Source organism: Halopenitus persicus (assembly GCF_900107205.1).
GTDB classification, from domain to species: domain Archaea; phylum Halobacteriota; class Halobacteria; order Halobacteriales; family Haloferacaceae; genus Halopenitus; species Halopenitus persicus.
Window position 1 is genome coordinate 96,383 of record NZ_FNPC01000008.1, and the last position, 22,136, is coordinate 118,518.

Here is a 22,136-nt window from a genome sequence, read left to right on the forward strand (position 1 = left end):
TGTCGACTCGTAACTAGGTGGGCTGCGCTCACAGAGGGAATCAACTGAACGGGCGGACCGCCGGGGTCTCGGCCCCGTTCAGGGACCACTCATGACAGACGACACGAACCACCGACACGGACTCTCCCGACGCCGCGTACTCGGCGGCCTCGGCGCGATCGGCGTCGCCTCCGCGGGCGCCGGGATCGGCACGACGGCCTATTTCAGCGACGAGGAGAGCTTCGAGGAGAACAGCCTCACTGCGGGCGAGCTCGACCTGAAGCTCGACTACAAGGCGACCTACGCGGGCGGCCCCGGTCGCCTGGAGGAGATCAACGGCTGGTACAGCGAGGACGGACCCGGCGAGCCCTTCGATGTCGAGGAGGTCGAGGACGGGACCTACCTGATCGGCGAGGTTCCGGACGTTGACAGCGGCGACCTCTGGGAAGACGAGGTGCAGAACACGGATCTCTGTGCCGCGGATCTCGGCCTGATCAACGGCGACGAGATCCCGGTGTTCACCCTCGAAGATGTCAAACCGGGCGACTCCGGCGAGGTGACCGTCAGCCTCCACATCTGTGACAACCCCGCGTGGATGTATATGAACGGCGAGCTGACGGCCAACGACGAGAACACCGTCACGGAGCCGGAGGCAAGCTCGAACGACGAGAACAACGATATCTCGGACAGCGAGATCGAGGGCGACGGCGAGCTCGCTGACGCCATTCAGACGAAGCTGTGGTACGACGAGAACTGTAACAACGTCCACGACGGCGGCGGGCAGGAGCAGCGTGATCGACCGCTCTGCATCCAACTGGTGATCGATTCGTCGGGATCGATCGGGAGTTCCACGATGGCAGATGTTCGGAGCGCTGCGAAGGAATTTGCCGGCCAATTCCTCCCGGAAGATGAAGGGGAGGAGACGGACAATATGGTCGGTGTTGTCGACTTCGAGAGTTCTGCAGACCCGGTTCAGTCCCTGACGGACAGCCTCAGTGATGTTGAGAGCGCGATTGACGGCCTTACATCCGGAGGCAGTACCAATATAGCGAACGGCATCAACGTCGGGCAATCCGGAGACGACGGAGAATCCGGCCTTCTGGATTGTCCTGGCGGAAAAGACCGAATAATGGTCGTGTTCACCGACGGCCAGGACAGCTCCGATTCCACTGGCGAGGGTGATGCCGCCAAAGCAGCGGGAACCACGATCTACGCGATCGGCGTTGGCGGGGCCGATATGGAGCAACTCGAGGGATTCGTCGGAGAGGGTTACGATTCGAGCTCGGGAGAAGAAGAGCCCGAGATCGATCCCCAGAACTACATCTTCCCGGGCACGGGTGAGACGTCGATCGATCAGCTCTTCTCACAGGTTTCCGAGACGATCGCCGGCGATGAGACGGTCATCAAAGAGGGCTCGCTCGCCGAGACGATGGCGGCCCTCGAGAACGGGATCGCCCTCGACGGCGACCGCTCCTCGGAGGAGATGGATCCGTTCGTCGGCGGGATGACCCACTGTCTCGGCTTCGAGTGGGAGCTGCCGGAAGACGTCGGCAACGAGGTCCAGACCGACTCGGTCGGCTTTGACCTCGGCTTCTACGCGCTCCAGAGCCGCCACAACGATCAGCCACCGGCGAACCCGTTCGACGGCAACTTCACCGATGACAACGGGCTCCCGTCGGGCGGGAACAGCACGAACGCCACCAACTGATCGAGAACCGCCCACGACGGCCCACGGGGTTTCCCCCCGTGATACGGCGGTTCGACTCCGCCGGTGGGTTTCCCCGCAAGGGGGATGAGACGAATGAGAAAGAAAAACACGATCGGGCTATCACGCCGACGGGTACTCGCGAGCATGGGGGCGATCGGCGTCGCCTCCGCGGGTGCCGGCCTCGGCACGACGGCCTATTTCAGCGACGAGGAGAGCTTCGAGGGGAACAGTCTCGCCGCGGGCGAGCTCGACCTCAAGGTCGACTGGCAACAGACCTACGACGGACCGATCCCGACCGGCGAGAACGCGGGCCAGGTCAAGGAACACGCCGTGAACGCCTACCCAGACACCTCGGGTGACAATGACTACGGCGACGGTCTCCAGGACCTGAACGGGGTTCACTACTCCGGCGCCGGCGAAATCGACCCGGTGTTCAACGCGGCGGAGGTTCCCGCCTGCTGTGACTGTGGCGACGACGAGTACTACGTCACCTACGGCGGCGAGTCGTACTGCATCGAACCGCTCACCGGCGACGATCCGATAGAAGCCTACGAAAACGAGACGGGCGTGAGATCCGAGAATGAGGACATTCAGGGTGAGTCACGCAGTACGGTATTCCTCTGGAAGGATGCGCCGGATGATGAAGACGGTAACATATACCTGTTTATCGTCCAAGACGCGAAGGACACTGAGACTGGAGGTACTGCCTCGTACGTCATCGAGGGCGCTCCCAATGCTCAGTGGGAGTCCGGCAGTTGGATCGTCGAGGATGATGATGGCGCTAGTACCGACGACGAGTACATGGAAAACGGCGTCGCGGAAGGTCACTGGGTCTGGGAAGGTGCGAATACCGATGGCGGCGTCTTTGGCCCAGTCAACAACGACGATGGCACACTGGGCGACTTCGCTCTCAGGCTCACACCCGAGCTGAACCAGAAAGCGGGACTATACGACGAATTCGCGAACGGAGACTACGATGACTGGTTCGATGGTTCCTGGAGCCCGCTAACCAGGTTAGTCGTGCTTGACGGTTCAGCTAGCAACGTAATCACGCTGGAAGAGGGGATCGAAGATTCCGGCGAGGGCGTCGAGGATGTCACCATCCACAGCTCGTGTGGGATCGACAGCGGCGTCGAGCTGGAGACGCCGGCCGTCTTCCGCAGCGAGAACTACCCCGAGCAGGAACACCTCGTTCAGTTCGACGACGTGAAGCCGGGAGACAACGGCGAGATCACCTTCTCGCTGCACCTCTGTGACAACCCCGGATACGTCTGGATGACCGCCGCCAACTTCAGCGAGAACGGCGGCACGCTCACCGAACCCGAGATCGACGCGATACTCGATAACGCCGGCAATGACGGCCCGACCACCGTCGACGAGGTCGAGGACTCCGGCCACCTCGCCGACCACGTCGAAGTCACGGTCTGGTACGACGAGGACTGTGACAACGTCTACGACGAGGAGGTTGAAGAGGCCATCTTCGAGGGGACGCTCCGCGATCTGATGGAGAACACCTTCGAACTCGAGGACGACGAGGACGAGGGAATGGTCCAGCTGGGCGAGGACTGTTACCCCGCCCGGGCGGGCTTCTGTATCGGCTTCGAGTGGTGGGTCCCGACCGAGGTCGGCAACATCATCCAGGGCGACGAGGCGCACTTCGACCTCGGCTTCTACACCGAGCAGTGCCGCCACAACGAGGACCCCGGAAACACCGTTGACGGGAACAACACCGCGAATGACACCGCAAACGGGACGGTGAACGGAACAGAGAACGGCACGCCGCAGCCGAGCTGATCGAGGTCGCAGCGTCGACGCATCGATCGGGGCAGTCGCTCCGGTCGATCGTTTCGACCGCTCGAAACGACGTCCGTGGATACGACCGCCGCGGTCGGGATCCGAGGCCGGTTCGACTCCGGCCGCGGGCTTCCCCAACCCGGGGATCACCCCATGAGCAACGACGACCCATCCGGACTGTCACGACGAACGGTGCTCGCCGGGCTCGGTGCCATCGGCGTCGGATCCGCCGGCGCCGGCTTCGGGACCACCGCCTATCTGAACGACGAGGAGACGTTCGCCGGGAACGCCATCACTGCGGGAACGCTCGACCTCAAGATCGACTGGTCGGAACACTACTTCGACGGCAGCGCGGGCAGGGAGCTCGGCAGCTACCTCGCGGCCGACGAAACCCTCGGCGACCGCCGGGGATTCCCGAGTTCGGATCCGGTCTTCGCGGTTCCGCAGGCTGACGTCGGCGCGTTCATGGACGCGACGGCGCTCGAGGCGTACCCGGACGACACGAACGACGGCCTGCAGAGCCCGCCGGAGGGCTGGGACGATCCGGCGTCGGACGCGTACGTCTGTACGCTCGGCGCCGACGTCGCGTCGGACATGGATCCCCGCGAGGAGGGTGCCGGAACCGGCCTGCGAACGAAGAACGACGACACCTGGAACGACGAGGAGAACGCTCCCGAGCCCCTCGTCTCGCTGTCGGACGTCAAGCCGTGCGACTTCGGGGAGGTGACGATCAGCTATCATCTGTGTGATAATCCCGGCTATATCTGGTTGACCGGCGATCTCACCGAGAACGCCCAAAACGGATACAACGAGCCCGAGCGCGAGCGGCTGGCGGAGCTGTACGACGTGCCTCCCGAGGAGGGACAGCTCGCGGACCGCCTGTTCGTCCGGCTGTGGTACGACGACGGCGACAACCTCGTGGAGGACGGCGAGACGGAGATCGTGACCGGGCCGCTGAGCGCGGTGCTGGAGCTGCTGAGCGAAGGACGAGGAATCCCGCTCTCCCCGACCGGCGAATCCGGGATCGTTCCGATCGACGGACCCGGTGACGGAACCGGAAGCGAGAACGGAGCCGGCGACGGGATCACGCTGACCGAGGACGATTGCCACGTCGAGCAGGGCAACCCCAGTTGCAGCGACCACGGACTCCTCCGCGCGATCAAGGTCGAATCGGAGGACCTGCCGGCCGGGTCCGGCGAGTCGCTGACCTACCAGACCGCCGTCGGCACCGTGACGATCACGGTGACGGAGTGGGACGACGAGGACGATGAGGTGCTGGAGTTCGACGTCGAGTTCGACGGGTTCCAGGCCCACACGGTCATCGTGAAGGGCGGCCCGAACGCGAACGTCTGCAGCCGGAGCGAGGACGGCGAGGTCCTGTCCGCGAGCGCGGGCGAGGGGCTCGGCGCGCCCTTCCGGACCGGCGACCGGCGCTATGCCGTGAGCCACGTCAGCATCTGTTACGACGTCGAGGGCCCGGGACCGGATCCTGACCCCGATCCGGACCCCGATGATCCGGATCCGCGGTGCTTCGAGCCCTCGACGACCCACTACGTGGGTCTGGAGTGGTGGCTGCCGTGTACGGTCGGCAACGAGGTCCAGACCGACTCGGTCGGCTTCGACCTCGGCTTCTACGCCGAACAGTGCCGCCACAACGACTCGCCGGGGATCGGGAACGCGACCGGCACCGGGGACGGGAACGCGACCGGCACCGAGGACGGGAACGCGACCGGCACCGAGGACGGGAGCGGCTTATGATCCGAGGATCCACGAGTCGGGGCGTATCGAACGGTATGGAGAGTCTACCGTCGGGAATCGGTCCGGTAGGTACTCCATGCATATGTCCCGAGAGCGCGATCGATTCACTCGAACGGGAACGGCCGATGCGCGACCGACGGTCGGGGGGACCCCGATCCGAACGCGGTCGGGTCACCGGCCGTTCCGCCGGGTGGTGAATCAAACGCATGACGACCGATGACCGATCGACGCTGACCCGACGACGCCTGCTTGCGGGCGCGAGCAGCATCGGCGTTCTCGGATTGACGGTCGGCCGCCGGGTCGCTCCGAGCCGCCCGTCCACCGATCTTCCCGACCGATACACACGGTATACGTACGCTGCGACGCCGGATCAGGCGGGCGAGAACGATCCGGAGATCCGGGTCGGCTGGAACAGCACCTACAACGGCGAGGCCGTGGGTGGCGACGGGACCGAAACCGGCGAGGAAACCGACGCGGGACGGAACGAGTCGGACTCCACGGTCGAACCGAGCGGAACGAACGGCGGCGGATCCGGAGGAGCTGGCGGACCGCGCCTCGGCAACGACGGGGGCGTTCCGGGACCGCTGATCGACGCCTCGAACGTGCTCCCGGGCGACTCCGGGACGGTCAGCATCGGGCTGTCGGTCGAGGAGATGGACGCGCGCGTCCGGCTGTTCCTCACGGACGGCACCGGTGAGAACCCGGTTTCGGGAGCGCTCGCGGACGTCATCGAGGTGGCGCTCTGGTACGACACCGGGATCCTCGGGATCGGGGGCTGTCGCGGGGCGGAGTCGATGCCCGAGAACCCGACGATCGAGACGACGCTCCGGGACCTCGGCGACCGGTACGGCCCGAACAGCGACGGTCTCCTCGTCACGGACGGACTCGAGGACTGTCTCGCGGAGGGCGAGCACTTCTGTCTGGGTTTCGCCTGGCGGATCGACGAATCGGTCACGAACGCCTACCAGGGCACCGCGGCCGACTTCGGGCTCGCGTTCCGCGCCGAACAGTGTGGAGGCGGCCAATGAACCGAGACCGCCTCGACGTGAGCCGGCGGCGACTGCTCGCGGGCGTGAGCGGCCTCGGCGCGTTCGGGTTCGCCGGAGGCGCGACGAGCGCCGCGTACCTCTCGGACCGCGAGACCGCCTCGGGAACCCAACGGACCGGCAGCGTGGGGCTCGGCGTGGCGTGCGACTCGTGTGTCACCGCGGACGGCGTGACCACGTTCGCCATCGAGGGGGTCGAACCCGGCGATGAGGGAACCGAACGGTTCGGGCTCTCGATCGAGGGGAATCCGGTCCGGGTCTGGCTGCGAACCACGTGTCCGCCGGCCGTCGATCCGCTCGGGGAGGCGCTGGAGGTCCGACTTCGCGTCGCGGCGGACTGCAACGCCGCCGGCGGGCGACGAACGCTGTACCCGAGCAGCGGCTGGACGACGCTCGCTGAGCTTCGCGAGGCGCTCGTCGATGGCGTCCGTGTGGACGACCCGACGGATCCCTGCCTTGCGGCGGGCGACGATCCGTGTCTCGAGTTCGACTACCGGCTCCCGAGCGACGCAGCGTGGGCAGGCAGCGCCGCCGGCGAGGTTGGATTCGAGCTCGTGGCCCAGCAGTGCCGTCACGTTCCCGAGTCGGACGCAACCCCGCCGTTCGAGGCGTCAGCGTCCGGGTCGACGTGTCCCGACGTGGAGTGTGAGACGTGCTCCGAACTCGGGACGATCGACCTCGCCGATGACCGGCTCGAACCCGGCGAGACGTACGCGCTCGACGAGCGACACGAGCTGCAGGTCCTCCGAACCACGGACGCGGTCGACGGCGACGGGAACCGGGAGACGGTCTGTGCTTCGGTCCGGCTGCTGCGGGACGCCGGCGGGACCGGGGAGTTCGAGGAGTCCGCCGCGCCGCCGATCTGTGCGATCACGGTAACCGGACGCACGGATGCCGACGGCGAGTCGGGATCGGAGACGCGAACCGCCACCCACGACGTCGATCCGCCGCTCACCCGAACGCGCGGTCGTATCTGTACGCCGAGCGACGAGAACGGCGGCGACGGGACCCGGCCGGGGATCGATTCGATCACCGTCTCGACGTGTGCTGACGGGGACGAAAACGGCGGCGGAAACGGAGACGACGGCAACGGAAACGGCGACGAAAACGGCGGCGGAAACGGAGACGACTGCATCCCCTGCGGGCCGGAGTCGGTCGATCGTCGCGTCGGTGGCGCGACGTTCGAGTACGCCGATCCGACAGGGAACGGGAGCGTGACCATCGTGATCACCCAGCAGTCGAACGGAAAATCGCCGCGGAAGACGGTCACGATCGAGGACGTCACGCCGGGTGACTCCATCACCGTCCCGCTTGCCGGGAACAAGAATCCGGAGTTCGCGTTCTCGGTGCGCGATCCGAACGGCGACGAGTGGACGCTCGGGACGAAACACACGAGCTGTTCGCAGCCGTTCGGTCCCGGAACCACGGTCACTGACGGGACGCGGGCGCTGACCGTGCTCGAGGCCGTGACGAAGGACGGCGCGTCCATCTGCGAGGTGAGCGACTCGTGAACCGAACCGCCGTGTCACGCGTGCTCGGAGTGATCGTGTTGATCGCGCTCGTCGCCCCGTTCCTGATCTACGCGGTCCCCGGCGTGGTCGGCGCCGAACACGGCTTCGTGGTGCTCACCGGGAGCATGGCGCCCGCGATCGAGCCGGGCGACGTCGTTATCGTCGACGAGACCGATCCGGACGCCGTCGAGACCGGGGACGTGATCACCTTCGTTCGTGGGACCGCGGAAACGCCGGTGACGCACCGCGTCGTCGACGTCCGCGGAAGCGGCCCCGAACGCCAGTTCGAGACCAAGGGCGACGCCAACGACGACGCCGACATTCGCGCGGTGCCGGCGGAGAACGTCGTCGGCAAGGTCCGGTTTACGATACCGTACATCGGCTACGTCATCCAGGCGGTCAACTCGCGAAGCGGGTTCCTCCTGCTCGTGGCGGCCCCGCTCGGGCTGTTGATCGCGACGGAGCTGTGGTCGCTGTTGGCCACGAGCCGGACCGGGTCGACGCCCGACGAGCGGACGGCCGGAGGCAGCACTGAGGCAGCCGATTCCGACAGAGAGGCGGTCGAGTCCGGCGCGGGCGATGCGGCGAGGGCCGCCGATGCGGCCGGTGTAACGCCGGCGACAGCGACGGCGGCCGACACGAGCGGAGCGACCAAAGCGGCGGCCGCGACCGAACCGGCCGATGACGTCGTCCTCACCGAGGACGACCTCAAGCTCTCGACGGGTGTGTTGGTCCTGGTGGTACCGTACTGCGTCTACGTCGCGTGGGAGCTGCAGACGGCGCTGTCGCTCGCGGTGGCGTTCGCGGCCACGCTGTCGGCGATCGCGATCGGCGGCGCGATGGTCTCGCTTCGTCGCAGCCGTGATCACGACGGCTCGACTGCGGACGCCGCCTCGACGCCGAAAGCCAGCTCGACGGCGGAAGTCGGTTCGACGCCGGAAGTCGGTTCGACGCCGGAACCGGCCGGACCGGCGGCCCCGACCAGTCCGACGGCGGCCAACGGGGGTCGTGCCGGCACGCCCGTCGAGGGAACCGGGACGGCGGTCGACGAGGCCGAGGCGACGACGGGATCCGGCGGATGGGGTCGAATCGGCATCCCCGTGATCGACGGCGCCGGATCCGGAGACTCGGACGCGGGCGGGGGCGGGGTTACCGCTCGGGAAACGCCCTCCCCGACCCCGCTCTTCGATGCCGACTCGGAGGGCGCGGCACCCCGCGGTGAGAAGACGGAGGAGGATCGAAATGACACTAAATAGATACGATCGGATCGTGGTCGGGCTGGTCTGCCTGTGCGTTACCCTCGCCGCCGTCGGCGGCGGGGCGGCGACGGCCGCGTTACTCGGCGATTCGGCGGCGGTGAACGGGACGATCGAGACCGGCGAGACGTTCGCGACCGAGGTGGTCGATCGGGCGCCGATCCCGGCCGCGAGCGGAAACGTACCGACCGACGTCGGCGTCCGGAACGTCGAGGAATCGAAGGACGAGGGATCGGACGGCGAGAGAACGGACGACGAGGGAGCGGACGACGAGAAGAACGAGGGAGGAAACGCCGAAGGGGAGGATAAAAAAGGAGGGAGCGGATCCGGAAACGGAAACGACGAAACGCCCGGTACGCCCGGTGAGAATGCCGGTCAACCAGCCGGTGAGGCTCCCGAGACGCCGGGTGAGAAACCGGATGAAAAACCGGAACGACCCGACGGGAAGCCTGACACGCCCGACGAGGATGACGACATATCCGACGGGAAGAACGGCGAGCCCGACAAGGGCGAAACGGGCGAGGAGGACGAAAGCCCCGAAAACGACGTCGGTGGCGGGGACGACCCTGATGCGGACGAAGGGAACACTGAGGAGAAGAGTTCGGACGAGAAGGAGAGTTCCGGCGAGGAAGAAACGCCGGACGAGGATGACGACGCCGAACCGAACGAGGAGGAGGAGGAAAGCGACGGCGAGACCGGCGAGAAGGACGCAGGAAACGGTGGCGGTGATGATGCGGACGGCGACGATGCCAGCACCTCGAACGGAGACCAGTCCGGCGACGATGCGACCAACGGCGACGATGCGACCAACGGCGACGATACGACCGATGGCGGAACCTCCGGCGACGGGGATGACTCCGACGATGGCGAAGACGGAGGTTCCGAAAGCGGGTCCGGATCCGAGTCCGGCACGAGTTAAGCGGCGAACAGGTTGAGCCGCTCACCGATCGCGGCGGCGTCGTCCGCGTCCGTCGAGACGGCCGATCGGAGCGTGCGTTTATCCCGGATGAGGAGCGTATATCGCGATATGTCCGCCGCCGACCCACCAGTGCCGGCCCTCGCGGAGCGCGCCGCGGCCTGCGCCGAACGTCTCCGGGCCGCCGACCGCGTCCTCCTCGCGTCCCACATCGACGCTGACGGGCTGACAAGCGGGGCGATCGCCTCGAACGCGCTCGAGCGCGCGGGGATCGACCACGAGACCGTCTTCGAGAAGCAGCTCGACGAGGAATCGATCGCCGGGATCGCGGCCCGCGAGTTCGAGACCGTTCTGTTCACCGACTTCGGGTCGGGCCAGCTGGACGTCATCGCCGACCACGAGGCGGCCGGCGACTTCACGCCGGTCATCGCCGACCACCACCAGCCGGCCGACGCCGACACGGAGTACCACCTCAATCCGCTGCTGTTCGGCATCGACGGTGCCTCGGAGCTGTCGGGGGCAGGCGCGAGCTACGTCCTCGCGCACGCGCTGGACCCGGCCAATCGGGACCTCGCGGCGCTCGCGGTGGTGGGCGCGGTCGGCGATATGCAGGGCGGGACCGAGGGACTGACCGGCGCGAACGAGGGGATCGTCGACCACGCGGTCGCGGCCGGCGTCCTCGAGACGCGGACCGACATCGCCCTCTACGGGCGCCAGACGCGACCGCTCCCGAAGCTGCTCGAATACGCCAGCGACGTCCGGATACCGGGGATATCGAACGACGAGGCGGGCGCGATCGCCTTTCTCTCGGAGCTGGATATCGACGTGAAGGCCGACGGCGACTGGCGGCGCTGGGTCGACCTTGACGACGCGGAGCGGCGAACGCTCGTGAGCGCGCTGTTGCAGCGGGCCGTCTCCTCGGGGGTGCCCGCGAGCCGGATCGAGGAGCTCGTCGGGACCTCCTACACGCTCACCGACGAGGAGCCCGGAACGGCGCTGCGCGACGTCAGCGAGTACTCGACGTTACTCAACGCGACCGCCCGATACGAGCGCGCGGACGTCGGGCTCGCGGTCTGCCTCGGCGAGCGCGGGGCGCCGCTCGAGCGCGCGCGGACCCTCCTGCGGAACCACCGCCGGAACCTCTCGGAGGGGCTCCAGTGGGTGAAAACGGAGGGCGTCGTCGAGGAGGACAACCTCCAGTGGTTCGACGCGGGATCGCGGATTCGGGAGACGATCGTGGGGATCGTCGCCGGGATGGCGATCGGGTCCCCGGCGGTCGACCGGTCGAAGCCGATCGTCGCCTTCGCCGAGAAGGACGCCGAGCACGTGAAGGTCTCCAGCCGCGGCTCCCACCGGCTGGTCAGGCAGGGGCTGGATCTGTCGGCCGTGATGCGGGAGGCGTCGCGGGCCGTCGGCGGCGACGGCGGCGGCCACGACGTCGCCGCCGGCGCGACCATCCCGAGCGGGACCCAGCGGGAGTTCGTGGCGGCGGCGGACGCCATCGTCGGCGAGCAGCTGGAGTAGCCGCGCTGGAGCCGGGGTAACGTCGGAGTATTACGTTCGATATTTACGTTGCCGAAAGGTAACCACGCGTGGATGAGTTACACCGGTCCGACTGACCTGTATATCGATGGCGAGTGGACGAGCGCGGACGACGGCGAGACGTTTACGACCGAGGATCCCGCGACCGAGGAGCCGTACGCGACCGTCGCGGAGGCGAGCGCGGAGGACGTTGACCGCGCGGTCGAAGCGGCCCGCGCGGCGGCCGATCGCGACGCCGAGTGGCGATCGCTTGACCCGCGGGAGCGCGGCCGGTACCTCGAGTCGTTCGCGGACGCGATCGAGGCCCGCAAGGACGAGATCGTCCGCGTCGAGTCCCGCGACAACGGGAAGACGCCCTTCGAGGCGACGCTCGACGTGGACATGGTCATCGACACGGTCCGGTATTACGCCGGCTGGACCGACAAGATCGAGGGCGACGAGGTGCCGGTGCCGGGCGACCGGCTGAACTACACCGTACGCGAGCCCCTCGGCGTCACCGGCCACGTGATCCCGTGGAACTACCCCTTCCAGCTCGCCGGCCGGAGCCTCGCGCCGGCGCTGGCGTGCGGAAACACGGCCGTCCTGAAGCCCTCGAGCACGACGCCGCTGTCCGCGCTCTACTACGCGGCGGCGGCCGAGGAGGCCGGCCTGCCGGACGGCGTCGTCAACGTCGTCCCCGGTCGCGGGAGCGTCGCCGGCAACCGGCTGGTCGAACACCCCGACGTCGACCACGTCGCGTTCACCGGGAGCACCGGGGTCGGGAAGGGCGTGATGGAGCGTGCGGCACAAAACGTCACCGGCGTCACGCTCGAGCTCGGCGGCAAGGGGCCGAACATCGTCTTCCCGGACGCCGACCTCGACGCGGCCGCGGCCGGCTGTCACTACGGGATCTTCATGAACGCCGGCCAGATGTGCTGGGCGGGCTCGCGGCTGCTCGTCCACGAGGACGTCCACGACGAGGTCGTCGATCGCGTCGTCGAGCGGGCGGAATCGACGCCGCTCGGGAGCGGGATCGACGACGACGGTCGGATGGGCCCGGTCGTCAGCGAGAGCCAACACGAGGAGGTTCTCGAGTACATCGAGACCGGCCGCCGCGAGGGCGCGACGGTCGCGACCGGCGGGGACGTCCCCGACGGAAAGGACGCGGGCTACTTCATCGAGCCGACCGTGTTCACCGACGTCACGAACGACATGACGATCGCCAGGGAGGAGATCTTCGGTCCCGTGTTGTCGGTCATCGAGTTCGGCGACCGGGAGGAGGCCATCGAGATCGCCAACGACTCGCCGTACGGTCTGATGGCCGGGATCTGGACGAGCGACCTGCAGACGGCGCACGGCGTCGCCGACTACCTCGATTACGGGATGGTCAGCATCAACGAGTTCCCGGTGACCCAGCCCCAGACGCCCTTCGGCGGGTTCAAGCAGAGCGGAAACGGCCGCGAGCAGGGGACCGAGGCGCTCCACGAGTACACCCAGACGAAGAACGTCAACGTCAATCTGGAGTGACGGCCGTCACCGGCGACCCGGAACGATGACCGTCACCGGCGGCCCGAGTGGGGGACTTCACGCGCCGCCGGAACCGTCGCTCTCGTCGTAGAGGTCGGTGACCTCGGCGGCGAACCGGTCGAGGATGTCCCGACGCTTCTTCTTCATCGTCGGGGTGAGCAATCCGTTCGCCTGAGTGAACGGTTCCGGAACGAGCCAAAACCGTTTGATGCGTTCGTGAGGCTCGAGGTCGGCGTTCACCCTGTCGACGTCCCGCTGAATCCGATCGTGGACGCGGTCGTCTCGACTCACGGCCTTGGGATCGTCGGAAAGATCGATGCCCTGCTCGGCGGCCCAGTCGCGAAGCGCCTCGGCGTTCGGCACGACGAGCGCGGAGACGAACTTTCGGTCGTCGCCGACCACGAGACACTGCTCGACGACCGCGGCGTCGGCGAGCCGGTCCTCGATCGGCCCCGGCATCACGTTCTTCCCGGTCGAGAGGACGATCCGGCGGTCGGCACGTCCCCGGAACTCGAGGTAGCCGTCGGGGCGGAGCACGACGACGTCGCCGGTCCGGAACCAGCCGTCGTCAGTGAAGGCCGCGGCGGTCGCGTCGGGACGGTTCCAGTAGCCGTCGGTTACCTGCGGGCCGCGTACCAGAAGCTCGCCGAGCGTGCCCTCGACGTCGGCGGCGTGGTCATCGTTCGTCGCCGCGTCGGCGTGGGCATCGTTCGCCGTCGCGTCGGCGGCTTGGTCGTCGTCCGCCACCGGGTCGTCGACGGCGCGGTCGTCGCCCGCACCCGCGTCGTCGATTTGGTCGTCGTCCGCCACCGCATCGTCGACGGCGACGTCGGTATCGACCACCGGCGGGCCGATCGTCCCGACGACGGGCGCCTCGGGCGGGTTGACCGAGACGACGGGCGCGGTCTCGGTGAGACCGTACCCCTCGAGGATGGGAAGCCCCATCCCGTGATACAGCGCGCAGAGGTCGGCCGACAGCGAGCCGCCGCCCGAGATGAAGAAGTCGACGTTCCCACCGAGCGCCTGCCGAACCGAGTCGAAGACGAGCCGGTCGGCGACCGCGCGTTTGGCGGCCAGCACCGGCCCCGGATCGTCGGTCCGGTGGACCGTTCGGGCGACCGAACACGCCCACTCGAAGATCCGGCGGGAAAGCGTCGAGTCGGACGCCTGCTGGCGCATCGCCGCGAAGAGCTTCTCGTAGACGCGGGGCACGCTCGTGGCGGTCGTGGGGCGAACGAGCTCGAAGTCCTCGCGGAGCGTGTCCGGGCTCTCGGCGTACGCGACCGTCGCGCCGGCGGCGAACATCAGGAAGTGGCCGGCGAGCCGCTCGAAGACGTGCGCCAGCGGGAGGAACGACAGGGTCGTCGATTCGGGGTCGATCCGTGGAATGTCCGGAGGTTTGTCCGGGCGGGGGCCGAGCCGTTTGTAACACTGCGTCAGGTTCGCCCGGAGGTTGTGGTGGGTGAGCGGGACGCCCTTGGGGCGACCGGTGGTTCCGGACGTGTAGATGAGGGTCGCGAGATCCGACGTGGAGCGCTCATCGATCCAGCCCTCGTAGGCGTCCCGGTCGAACGTTTCACGGCCGCGCTCGTGAAGCGCCGCGAGCGAGACGACGGGCGGCGTCTCATCGTCCGTGTCGTGATCCATCGGTTTCGCGTCCGGAACGTCGTCGATCGAGACGATCGCCTCGAGGTCGTGATCGAGGCCCTCGCGGACGTCGAGCACCCGGTCACACAGCGCCGCGTTCTCGACCACGACGACGCTCGCGCCCGGGTCCTCGAGCAGGTACCGGAGCCGCGAGTCCGAGGCGGACGGGTAGACGGTCGTGACGACGCCGCCGGCGGCGAGGACGGCGAAGTCGACCTGCGCCCATTCCATCCGGGTGTGGGAGATGATCGCGACCCGGGTGTCGGGTTCGACGCCGAGATCGCGAACGCCGGCGGCGAGCCGCTCGACGATCGACCGCAGCTCGGCGTAGGTGATGTCGGCGTACTCGCCGTCGGGGGCCGCCGGGATCACGCCGCCGGAGACGAGCGACCGGTCGGCGATGCCGCCTTTATACTGCTGTGCGATCCGATCGGCGTTGCGCCGGGCGCTGCGATCGAAGGTCCGTGGAAGCGGCTCCTCGGCGACGACCGGGTCGTCGAACTCGCGTTCCGCCTCCCGCCAGTCCATAGTCGGCAGTCGGGCGGGATTCCTGATAAACGGTGTGGGCTGTAGTCGGGAGCGGGCGACCGGAAACGCGATCCGACCGCGGGAGCGCTACTCGTCGAGCATTGTGAGGACGCCGCGGACGTTGAGCCGCTCGTTGGCCTCGGCCCGCTCGGTCGTCCAGACCTGGTCGAGTTCGGTGGTTCGCTCGAAGTGGCGGATCACTGCCTCGTCGGACTCGAGCTCCTCGCGCTTGCGCCGGACCGCCTCGACCCACTCGACGGATGCGCGCTGGAACTCCTCGATGACCGCGGGCTCGAACGTCCGGGGGCCGAAATGGGAAAAGCAAAGCGTCGAAGGATCGAGGTCGGCGATCGCGGCGGCGTCGGCGAGGGACTGGTCGAGGTCGAACTGCGGCGGCGGCGTCGTGGGAGTGACGGCGTCGATCTGTGGAACGTAAATCCCGGCCGCGTCGGCGGTGAAGACGACGCCGTCGTCGGGCTCGTGAAAGACGGTCTGGTGGGGCGCGTGGCCCGGCGCCTCGAGGACCTCGAGCTCCCGGTCGCCCAGATCGATCGTGTCGCCGTGGGCGAGTCCTCCGACTCGTGCTTCCGGGATCGGTTCGGGGTCGGCGTAATGGCGCCACTGGTCGCCGACGGCCGCCTTCGTTCCCTCGACGAGCCGGGACGGATCGGTGAGGTGGCGGACGCCGCGGGAGTGAACGCGGACCGACGCCTCGGGGTAGGTGTCGGCCAGCAGCCCGGCGCCGCCGGCGTGGTCGAGGTGCACGTGGGTCGGGAGGATCCACGCGAGGTCGTCGGTTCCGATCCCGATCTCGGAGAGGGTCTCGAACAGGGTGTCGACGTTCGCGCCGGTTCCCGTGTCGATGACCGCGGGCTTGGGAGTGTCGTAGACGTATACGGAACCGTACCCGGGCGCGTCGAACATTCCGGTGTCGTGGTAGTAGAGGTCCTCGACGCCGCGAACCGCCTCGAACTCGCCGGGGGCGAGGCGGTCGACGTCGGCTTCGTGGCGTCCGATGACGCCGTCTCCGTCACTGCTCGTCTCGTCGCGTGCCATTGTGATCGGTGGGGGCGGTCTCGGGGTTAAGCGTTCGGTGCGCGATGAAGCCGATCAGGGCGCGACGCCGACCGTGAGTAAGGTGCCCCAGGTTCGGTACCGGTCGACCATCGCCTCGCGGCTGTCCCAGTCGTCGGTCGGGAACGCGTCCGCGGGCGGGATATCGATCTCCCGGTCCGGAATGGTGTCCTGGGACGCGACGTGGAACCCGGCCTTGCGGAAGGCCTCGCGGTACTGCGAGCGGTTCCAGAGGGTCATCTCGATGTCGATCAGCTCCTGCCACTGGTGGGTGTGTTCGCTCTCGGCGAAGTAGTTGACCGCGCAGTACCAGGTGCCGCCGGGACGGAGGATCCGACGGATCTCCGAGAGAGTGGTGTGGGGGTCGGCGGCGTAGTAGAACGCCTCCATCGAGACGACGTGGTCGACCGAGTCGTCGGCGAACGGGAGGGAATCGAAGTCGCCGACGAGGAACCCGAGCCGGTCGTCGTCGGTGTAGGACCGGGCGTTCCGCGCCATCTCGGGCGCGCCGTCGAGCCCGTAGCCGCGGTCGATCCCGCGTTCGCGCAGCGCGCGAAGCGCGTATCCGGATCCGGTTCCAAGGTCGAGAACCACGTCGTCGGGTTCGACCGGCATCCGCGCCAGCACGTGTTTGGCGGTGTGCCAGTGTCGATCCTCCATCCCGCGGTCCTTGCCGGCCGTCGCCCACTCGTCGAACTCCTCGCGAACGCTCATACGATCGCTCGGTCCGGGACCGTCAAAACAGGTTCGGGACGGCGGCTGCGACAGCTTCGGGACGGCGGCTGCGACAGCTTCGGGACGGCGGCTGCGACAGCTTCGGGACGGCGGCTGCGGCAGCGAGATTGAAATGATAGTGCGCCACGGCAGCGGGTTTTTAAATACTGACGCCGGAGTGAAGGTATGAAGCGGCCACGGGTGCGACGTCCGAACTTTCGGATCGCCGACTCCGCACAACAGACCGTCGGCGGGTTCCTGCTGGCCGGGCCGTTCGTCGTGACCGAGGAGGTGTGGGGGCTCGCACAGGGGATGCACCCCATCCAGGCGGTCCTGACCGCGGGCGTCGTCGCCGCGATCGGCTACGCGGCGCTGTACCGCGCCGACACCGGACGCGACCCCGACACGGAGCAGGCGGTCGCCGGGATCCCGATCCGGTTCGTCTCGTTGATGACCGTCTCGTTCGGGTCGGTGCTGGTGCTCGCGCTTCTCTTCGACGCGCCCGACACGTTCCTCATCGAGCAGGGGATGTCCGGGCGGGAGTTGTGGGTAACGACCGCGAAGGCCGTCACGATCGGGGCGGTCTTCAGCGTCGTCGGCGCCGCGACCGCCGACAGCGTGTTCTGACGGGATCGGAGACCGGTCGATCGACGGCGTTCGGTCCGTGGCCGACGTCGCAACACAACTTAAGTTCGTCCGGCGGATGCCGCCTGTATGGAGTACTCGTTGGCGATCGAGAACGCGCCGGAGACGATTCCCGGGGGAACCGGGCTGTTGTTGGTGCATCCGAGCATCGGCGAGACGGACCGGATCGACACCGACTTTCTGAAGACCGACACCGACTCCTTTCTCGTCGTCTCGACGCGGACGACGGCGCGGGAGGTCGAGCAGAAGCTCGAGTACTACGACGTCGACGAGTCGCGGGCGACCATTCTCGACACGATCTCCGTCGAGCGGGGCTACTCGCGCCGGTCCGGCGACGACGTCTACTACGTGGCGGCGCCGGACGACCTCGAGGGCGTGGTCGCGTCGGTCGAACGGTTCCTGACCGAACACGACGGGAAACGCCGCGTCTCGATCGATTCGCTCACCGAGATGGCCTACTACGCGGACGAGGAGGCGGCCTATCAGGCCGCCGCCGCGATCCTCGAACTGCTCGCGGAACACGACGCGGTCGGGCTGTTCCATCTCTCGAAGGAGGTCCACGACGAGGCGGTACTCGAGCGGTTCGAGACGCTCTTCGACGGCGTCATCGACCTGAGCGAGGACGGGACCGTCACGGCGAGGTTTAAGTAGGCCGCCCGCCAGCCGGCGCTCACGACGACTCGGACGACTCCGAGGTCTCGAGCGCCGCGAACGTCTTCTCGGCCCACCGGACCGCGTAGTCGGCGCCGTGGTCAGCGTAGGCAGCCGTGTCGAGCGCGGCGAACGGTGTCGGGAGGTCGAGGTCGTGCCGGACGGCCGAGCAGGCGTACTCGGTCGCCTCGGGGAACGTCATCTCGCCGCGGGCCATCCGTCTCGGGAGGGCGTCGAGCCGGCCGGTGAGGCGCTCGCCGGCGTCGACCCACGCGTCGTACAGTCGGTCGTGGTCGCCGGCCCAGCCCGCGAAGGTCTCGCGGGTGCGGAGCCCGACCCAGGCGTCGAAGAGGGCGTTCGCGACCTGGTAGACGTCGACCGGGGTGAGATCGCCCGGAACGTCCGGACCGCGGATCGCCGCGTCGAGATCCCGGTACCGGTCGCCGAAGAACGGGAGGAAGTGTTCGGGAACGTCGGCGCCGATCTCGACGAATGCGCGGGCGATCAGGAACGCCAGGAAGTCGTCCGGCGTGGTTTCCGCGCGCCGTTTGCAGATCACCGTCGGCGGGTCGGTCTGGGCGGTCCAGACGACGGTCCCGTCGCCGGGGGCGCCGACGGTGAACGTCGAGCCGCGGTACCGTTCGAGGACCGCCGGTGCGTCCGCCGGGAGCCACTCCGCGGGATAGCCCGCCGGCTCGAGCCGGTCGACGAAGAGTCCGAGGTCCTCCGCGGCGGCCGGCGGGATCGTCTCGAAGTCCGACTCGGCGTCGAGGACCGGCGTGTCGGGTGCGTGCGTCGATCGAACCGCCTCGAGGTCGGCGGACAGCTCGCGCCGGGAGAACATTCAGGCGAAGGCGTACGACAGGATCGTGAGGATCGAGAGGATCGCGGCGCTTCCGACCGTTCCGAGGACGACCTTCGTTGGGGTGCTCATACCGGACGTGTGGGTGCCGGTCGCTTAAATCCATTCAGTTCGGCCGAAACCACGATCTCCGTTCCGTTCGACAGACGACCGGAACCACGATCTCCGTTCCATTCGACAGACGACCGGAACCACGGTCTCCGTTGATTCCGCCGAGACCGCGATCGGCGGCGAGGCGTTTAAGTCGCCATCGCTCGATCACCGACCGTGCGCGTACGAGACGCCGTCGAGGCCGACGCCCAGGCGATCGCGGCGCTGTCCGGGCAACCGGTCGACGCGACTCGAGAGGTCGTCCACGACCGGTCGGTCCGCGTCGCGGTTCCGGGGGAGGAAGACGTGGACGCGGACGCGGGGCCGGACCTCGACGAGCCGATCGCCTACGTCGCGTTCGACGCGCGGCGCGGGAGGGTGCACCTGACCGGATTCGCCGGCGAGGAGGCGGCGCTTCGGCGGCTGCTCGAGGAACCGGCACGGTTCGCGGACCGGGAAGGAATGGCAGTCGAGGCGATCGTCGACCGGGACGACGAAGCGCGGCGATCGATCGTGGAGGCTGCCGGCTTCGAGGACGTTGGATCCGGACCGCGGTTCGACGGGGCCGAAACGGTTCGCTATCGACTGCCGGCGACCGAGCAGGGCTAGCGACCGAGCAGGGCTAGGCGAACTTTCGGACGGTCATATCCAGCGTATCGAGGTCGAGGATCGGTGCGAACCCGCAGTCGGGGTCGATGTTGACGGACTTCTGGAAGTCTGTCTGTTCCTGCCAGCAGCCGGAGTTGACCGCGAGGACGTTGTGGTATTTCCCCCAGCCGAGCTTGTGCACGTGGCCGGTGTGGAACACCTCCGGGACGTCCTCGATGACGAGGTGGTCGCGCTCCTCGGGCGCCACTCGGGTGTGGCCGCCGAACTGCGGCGCGACGTGTCGCTTCTTGAGCAGGTGATACATCGCCTTGTGGGGGTCGTCGTAGCTGGCCTTGTCGGCGGGGAGTTCGGCGATGACCTCGTCGAGGGAAACGCCGTGGTACATCAGGACGGAGACGCCCTCGACCGTGACCGCGGCCGGGTTCGAGACGATCCGCGAGTCGTGTGCGGACATCAGATCGCGAAGCTCCTCGTCGAAGGCGGGTTGGGGTTCCGCGAGCCGGACCGCGTCGTGGTTCCCCGGGATCATCACGATCTCGAGGTCGCCGGGGACCGATTTGAGGTGCTCCGAGAACCGCTCGTACTGTTCGTAGATGTCGACGATGTCGAGCTCCTCGTCCTGGTCGGGGTAGACGCCGACGCCCTCGACCATATCCCCGGCGAGAAGCAGGTATTCGACCGCGGACGCGTCCTCGGTGTGGAGCCAGTCGGCAAACGACTCCCAGGCGTCGCGCATAAACTCCTGGGAGCCGACGTGAACGTCCGAGATGAGCGCGGCCTGTACGTGTCGGTCGGCGTAGCTCGGCTGGAACGTTCGGGGGACGTCCGGGAAGTGGACCGCGTCGGCGAAGAGGATCCCGGCGTCGTCGGCCAGCGTCCCGTCGACCGCGATACACTCGTCGAGGAGGATCTCGTCGACGACGTCCGCGATCCCCTTGTCCTTCATGATCAGCGCCGGGAACGTCCCCGTCGTGTCCTCGAGTTCGACGAGCCAATGGCCCGACCTGGTCGATCGGACGTCGTTGACGAGCCCGATCATCGCCGCGTCGCTGCCGCCGGGCATCTCCGCGATCGCGCTCGCCGGACGGTGGTTGACGCGCCCCCGGAGGATCTTCGAGAGGCGTTCGTACCGGTCACGAAACGTCCGGACGAAGTCCGCGTACTCGCCCGTACCGGTGCTATGGCCGGTCATATCGTTCGCGACCTCGAGCGACTGGCGATCGACGGACGCCGGCCGGTCCGACGTGTCCGGGTCGGCTCTCGGTTCGGGTTGGGACTCCGATTTCGGTTGGGGACTCGATTCGGGTTCTGAAGTCGACGCGGGTCCTGAAGTCGGTTCGGATCCTGGAGTCGATCCGGATTCCTCGCGTTCCGTATCGGATTTCTCCGACCCCTTTGTTTCGACTGGAGATCCCTCTCTATTCGGCGTGTTTCTCGAACGATCGGATCCAGTCGAAACGGAGGGATCGGACTCGATCGTGGCCCGGATGTGGTCGCTCGTGATGCAAAGCGTGTCCGCCGGGACGTGCTCGACTACGGCCTCGATCGTGGCGTGTGGGTCGTCGGTTCCCGCGATGAGGGTGATCGCCTCCCGGTCGGCGTTGTACCCCCGCTCGGTGAGTTCCATCACGATCCGCGACGACGTCTCCAGTGGCACGGATCGCCGAACGGCCAGCGTGGACAAAAGCATGCCGACCGACGTCGATCCGTGCCGGAGCGCGACCGCTTCGAGCGCGACCGGCGTGTCCGGCCGTATCGAACCGGACGTATATTGACCGTCCGCCGCCCCCGGAGCCAGAACGTTCAAACCCGAAGCCGCGAAAGTCGGACCAAATGGGACCCGGGAACGATCGGTCGCAGGGACCGTCGGACGACGATCGACGGTCCGAGGACGACCGGATCGACGATTCCCGTGAACGCCGCCCTCCGGAAGACCACGACGGGAACGGTGACGAGCACGGCGCCGAGCACGATGACGGATACGGATTCGAGGACGGCGACGAATACGGGTTCGAAGACGGCGATAGCAGCCCGGAAGCTGACGCGGACGCCGATCGAGGAGCGACGGATCCCGAGGACGGATTCGAATGGCAAAAACGGGATCGAACGGGAGATCCGGAGGCGTCGAACGTCCCCGATCGAAGACGAAACGAGGACGACCACGCTCGGCGGTCGACGGAGGATCGGCGATCGGCGGACGATCAAGGGTCGGATGACGATCAGCAGTCGTCCGATGATTTCACGCACCAGTCATTCGACGGTTCGACCGACGACGAGGCATCACGCCGGACGGAGCGACC

At 67.6% G+C, this 22,136-nt stretch carries 18 protein-coding genes; 12 read left to right on the forward strand and 6 right to left on the reverse strand.

The genetic code is table 11. The features are described 5' to 3' along the window. The first annotated feature begins 91 nt into the window (after window positions 1–91). The 9 genes from BLV25_RS12980 to BLV25_RS13020 all read left to right on the forward strand — a co-directional run bounded on the left by BLV25_RS12980 (window position 92) and on the right by BLV25_RS13020 (window position 13,016). On the forward strand, window positions 92–1,687 hold the full coding sequence (locus tag BLV25_RS12980; RefSeq protein ID WP_092734007.1) for a vWA domain-containing protein: 1,596 nt from the start codon (window positions 92–94) through the stop codon (window positions 1,685–1,687). A 63-nt stretch (window positions 1,688–1,750) separates the two neighbouring features. Beyond that, window positions 1,751–3,481 carry a SipW-dependent-type signal peptide-containing protein gene (locus BLV25_RS17965; RefSeq protein WP_394327126.1) on the forward strand — a complete coding sequence of 577 codons (1,731 nt, stop codon included), beginning with the start codon at window positions 1,751–1,753 and terminating at the stop codon, window positions 3,479–3,481. A 153-nt stretch (window positions 3,482–3,634) separates the two neighbouring features. After that, window positions 3,635–5,239, forward strand: a complete 1,605-nt coding sequence (locus tag BLV25_RS16860) for a SipW-dependent-type signal peptide-containing protein (protein WP_143114444.1) — start codon at window positions 3,635–3,637, stop codon at window positions 5,237–5,239. Window positions 5,240–5,445: 206 nt separating this feature from the next. Further along, window positions 5,446–6,267, forward strand: coding sequence for a hypothetical protein (locus BLV25_RS12995; protein ID WP_092734010.1), 822 nt, complete (start codon window positions 5,446–5,448; stop codon window positions 6,265–6,267). Further along, the gene (locus BLV25_RS13000; RefSeq protein ID WP_092734013.1) at window positions 6,264–7,796 is read left to right on the forward strand and encodes a hypothetical protein; all 1,533 of its coding nucleotides are present in this window, start codon (window positions 6,264–6,266) and stop codon (window positions 7,794–7,796) included. Before BLV25_RS12995 ends, BLV25_RS13000 begins: the two co-directional genes overlap by 4 nt. Beyond that, on the forward strand, window positions 7,793–9,052 hold the full coding sequence (locus BLV25_RS13005; RefSeq protein ID WP_176819497.1) for a signal peptidase I: 1,260 nt from the start codon (window positions 7,793–7,795) through the stop codon (window positions 9,050–9,052). The genes BLV25_RS13000 and BLV25_RS13005 overlap by 4 nt, the downstream gene beginning before the upstream one ends. Beyond that, window positions 9,039–9,971 carry a putative sodium/potassium/calcium exchanger gene (locus tag BLV25_RS13010; RefSeq protein ID WP_143114445.1) on the forward strand — a complete coding sequence of 311 codons (933 nt, stop codon included), beginning with the start codon at window positions 9,039–9,041 and terminating at the stop codon, window positions 9,969–9,971. The genes BLV25_RS13005 and BLV25_RS13010 overlap by 14 nt, the downstream gene beginning before the upstream one ends. A gap of 108 nt (window positions 9,972–10,079) precedes the next feature. Beyond that, window positions 10,080–11,492: a single-stranded-DNA-specific exonuclease RecJ gene (locus BLV25_RS13015; RefSeq protein WP_092734022.1), complete on the forward strand. Its 1,413-nt coding sequence runs from the start codon at window positions 10,080–10,082 to the stop codon at window positions 11,490–11,492. A 72-nt stretch (window positions 11,493–11,564) separates the two neighbouring features. Next, a complete protein-coding gene (locus tag BLV25_RS13020) occupies window positions 11,565–13,016 on the forward strand; it encodes an aldehyde dehydrogenase family protein (RefSeq protein WP_021074672.1) in 1,452 nt (483 codons plus the stop codon). 57 nt (window positions 13,017–13,073) lie between these two features. Here BLV25_RS13020 and BLV25_RS13025 read toward each other — a convergent pair whose 3' ends face one another. The 3 genes from BLV25_RS13025 to BLV25_RS13035 all read right to left on the reverse strand — a co-directional run bounded on the left by BLV25_RS13025 (window position 13,074) and on the right by BLV25_RS13035 (window position 16,979). After that, a complete protein-coding gene (locus tag BLV25_RS13025; RefSeq protein WP_092734025.1) occupies window positions 13,074–15,191 on the reverse strand; it encodes an AMP-dependent synthetase/ligase in 2,118 nt (705 codons plus the stop codon). Between the two features lie 87 nt (window positions 15,192–15,278). Continuing rightward, on the reverse strand, window positions 15,279–16,247 hold the full coding sequence (locus tag BLV25_RS13030; protein ID WP_092734028.1) for an MBL fold metallo-hydrolase: 969 nt from the start codon (window positions 16,245–16,247) through the stop codon (window positions 15,279–15,281). A gap of 54 nt (window positions 16,248–16,301) precedes the next feature. Further along, window positions 16,302–16,979 carry a class I SAM-dependent methyltransferase gene (locus tag BLV25_RS13035; protein ID WP_021074669.1) on the reverse strand — a complete coding sequence of 226 codons (678 nt, stop codon included), beginning with the start codon at window positions 16,977–16,979 and terminating at the stop codon, window positions 16,302–16,304. A gap of 186 nt (window positions 16,980–17,165) precedes the next feature. Between BLV25_RS13035 and BLV25_RS13040 the strand changes: the two genes are divergently transcribed. Together BLV25_RS13040 and BLV25_RS13045 are read left to right on the forward strand one after the other, a co-directional pair. Further along, window positions 17,166–17,606: a membrane protein gene (locus BLV25_RS13040; protein ID WP_021074668.1), complete on the forward strand. Its 441-nt coding sequence runs from the start codon at window positions 17,166–17,168 to the stop codon at window positions 17,604–17,606. 87 nt (window positions 17,607–17,693) lie between these two features. Continuing rightward, on the forward strand, window positions 17,694–18,275 hold the full coding sequence (locus tag BLV25_RS13045; protein ID WP_021074667.1) for a DUF7090 family protein: 582 nt from the start codon (window positions 17,694–17,696) through the stop codon (window positions 18,273–18,275). A 19-nt stretch (window positions 18,276–18,294) separates the two neighbouring features. Here the strand turns inward: BLV25_RS13045 and BLV25_RS13050 are convergent, their stop codons facing one another. Further along, window positions 18,295–19,119, reverse strand: coding sequence for a DUF7089 family protein (locus BLV25_RS13050; protein ID WP_092734031.1), 825 nt, complete (start codon window positions 19,117–19,119; stop codon window positions 18,295–18,297). Next, the gene (locus BLV25_RS18250; protein WP_021074665.1) at window positions 19,120–19,209 is read right to left on the reverse strand and encodes a hypothetical protein; all 90 of its coding nucleotides are present in this window, start codon (window positions 19,207–19,209) and stop codon (window positions 19,120–19,122) included. Between the two features lie 195 nt (window positions 19,210–19,404). Between BLV25_RS18250 and BLV25_RS13055 the strand changes: the two genes are divergently transcribed. After that, on the forward strand, window positions 19,405–19,836 hold the full coding sequence (locus tag BLV25_RS13055) for a hypothetical protein (protein WP_092734034.1): 432 nt from the start codon (window positions 19,405–19,407) through the stop codon (window positions 19,834–19,836). Between the two features lie 13 nt (window positions 19,837–19,849). Here BLV25_RS13055 and BLV25_RS13060 read toward each other — a convergent pair whose 3' ends face one another. Beyond that, window positions 19,850–21,493 carry a DNA-directed DNA polymerase II small subunit gene (locus tag BLV25_RS13060; protein ID WP_092734119.1) on the reverse strand — a complete coding sequence of 548 codons (1,644 nt, stop codon included), beginning with the start codon at window positions 21,491–21,493 and terminating at the stop codon, window positions 19,850–19,852. Window positions 21,494–22,136 lie beyond the last annotated feature (643 nt).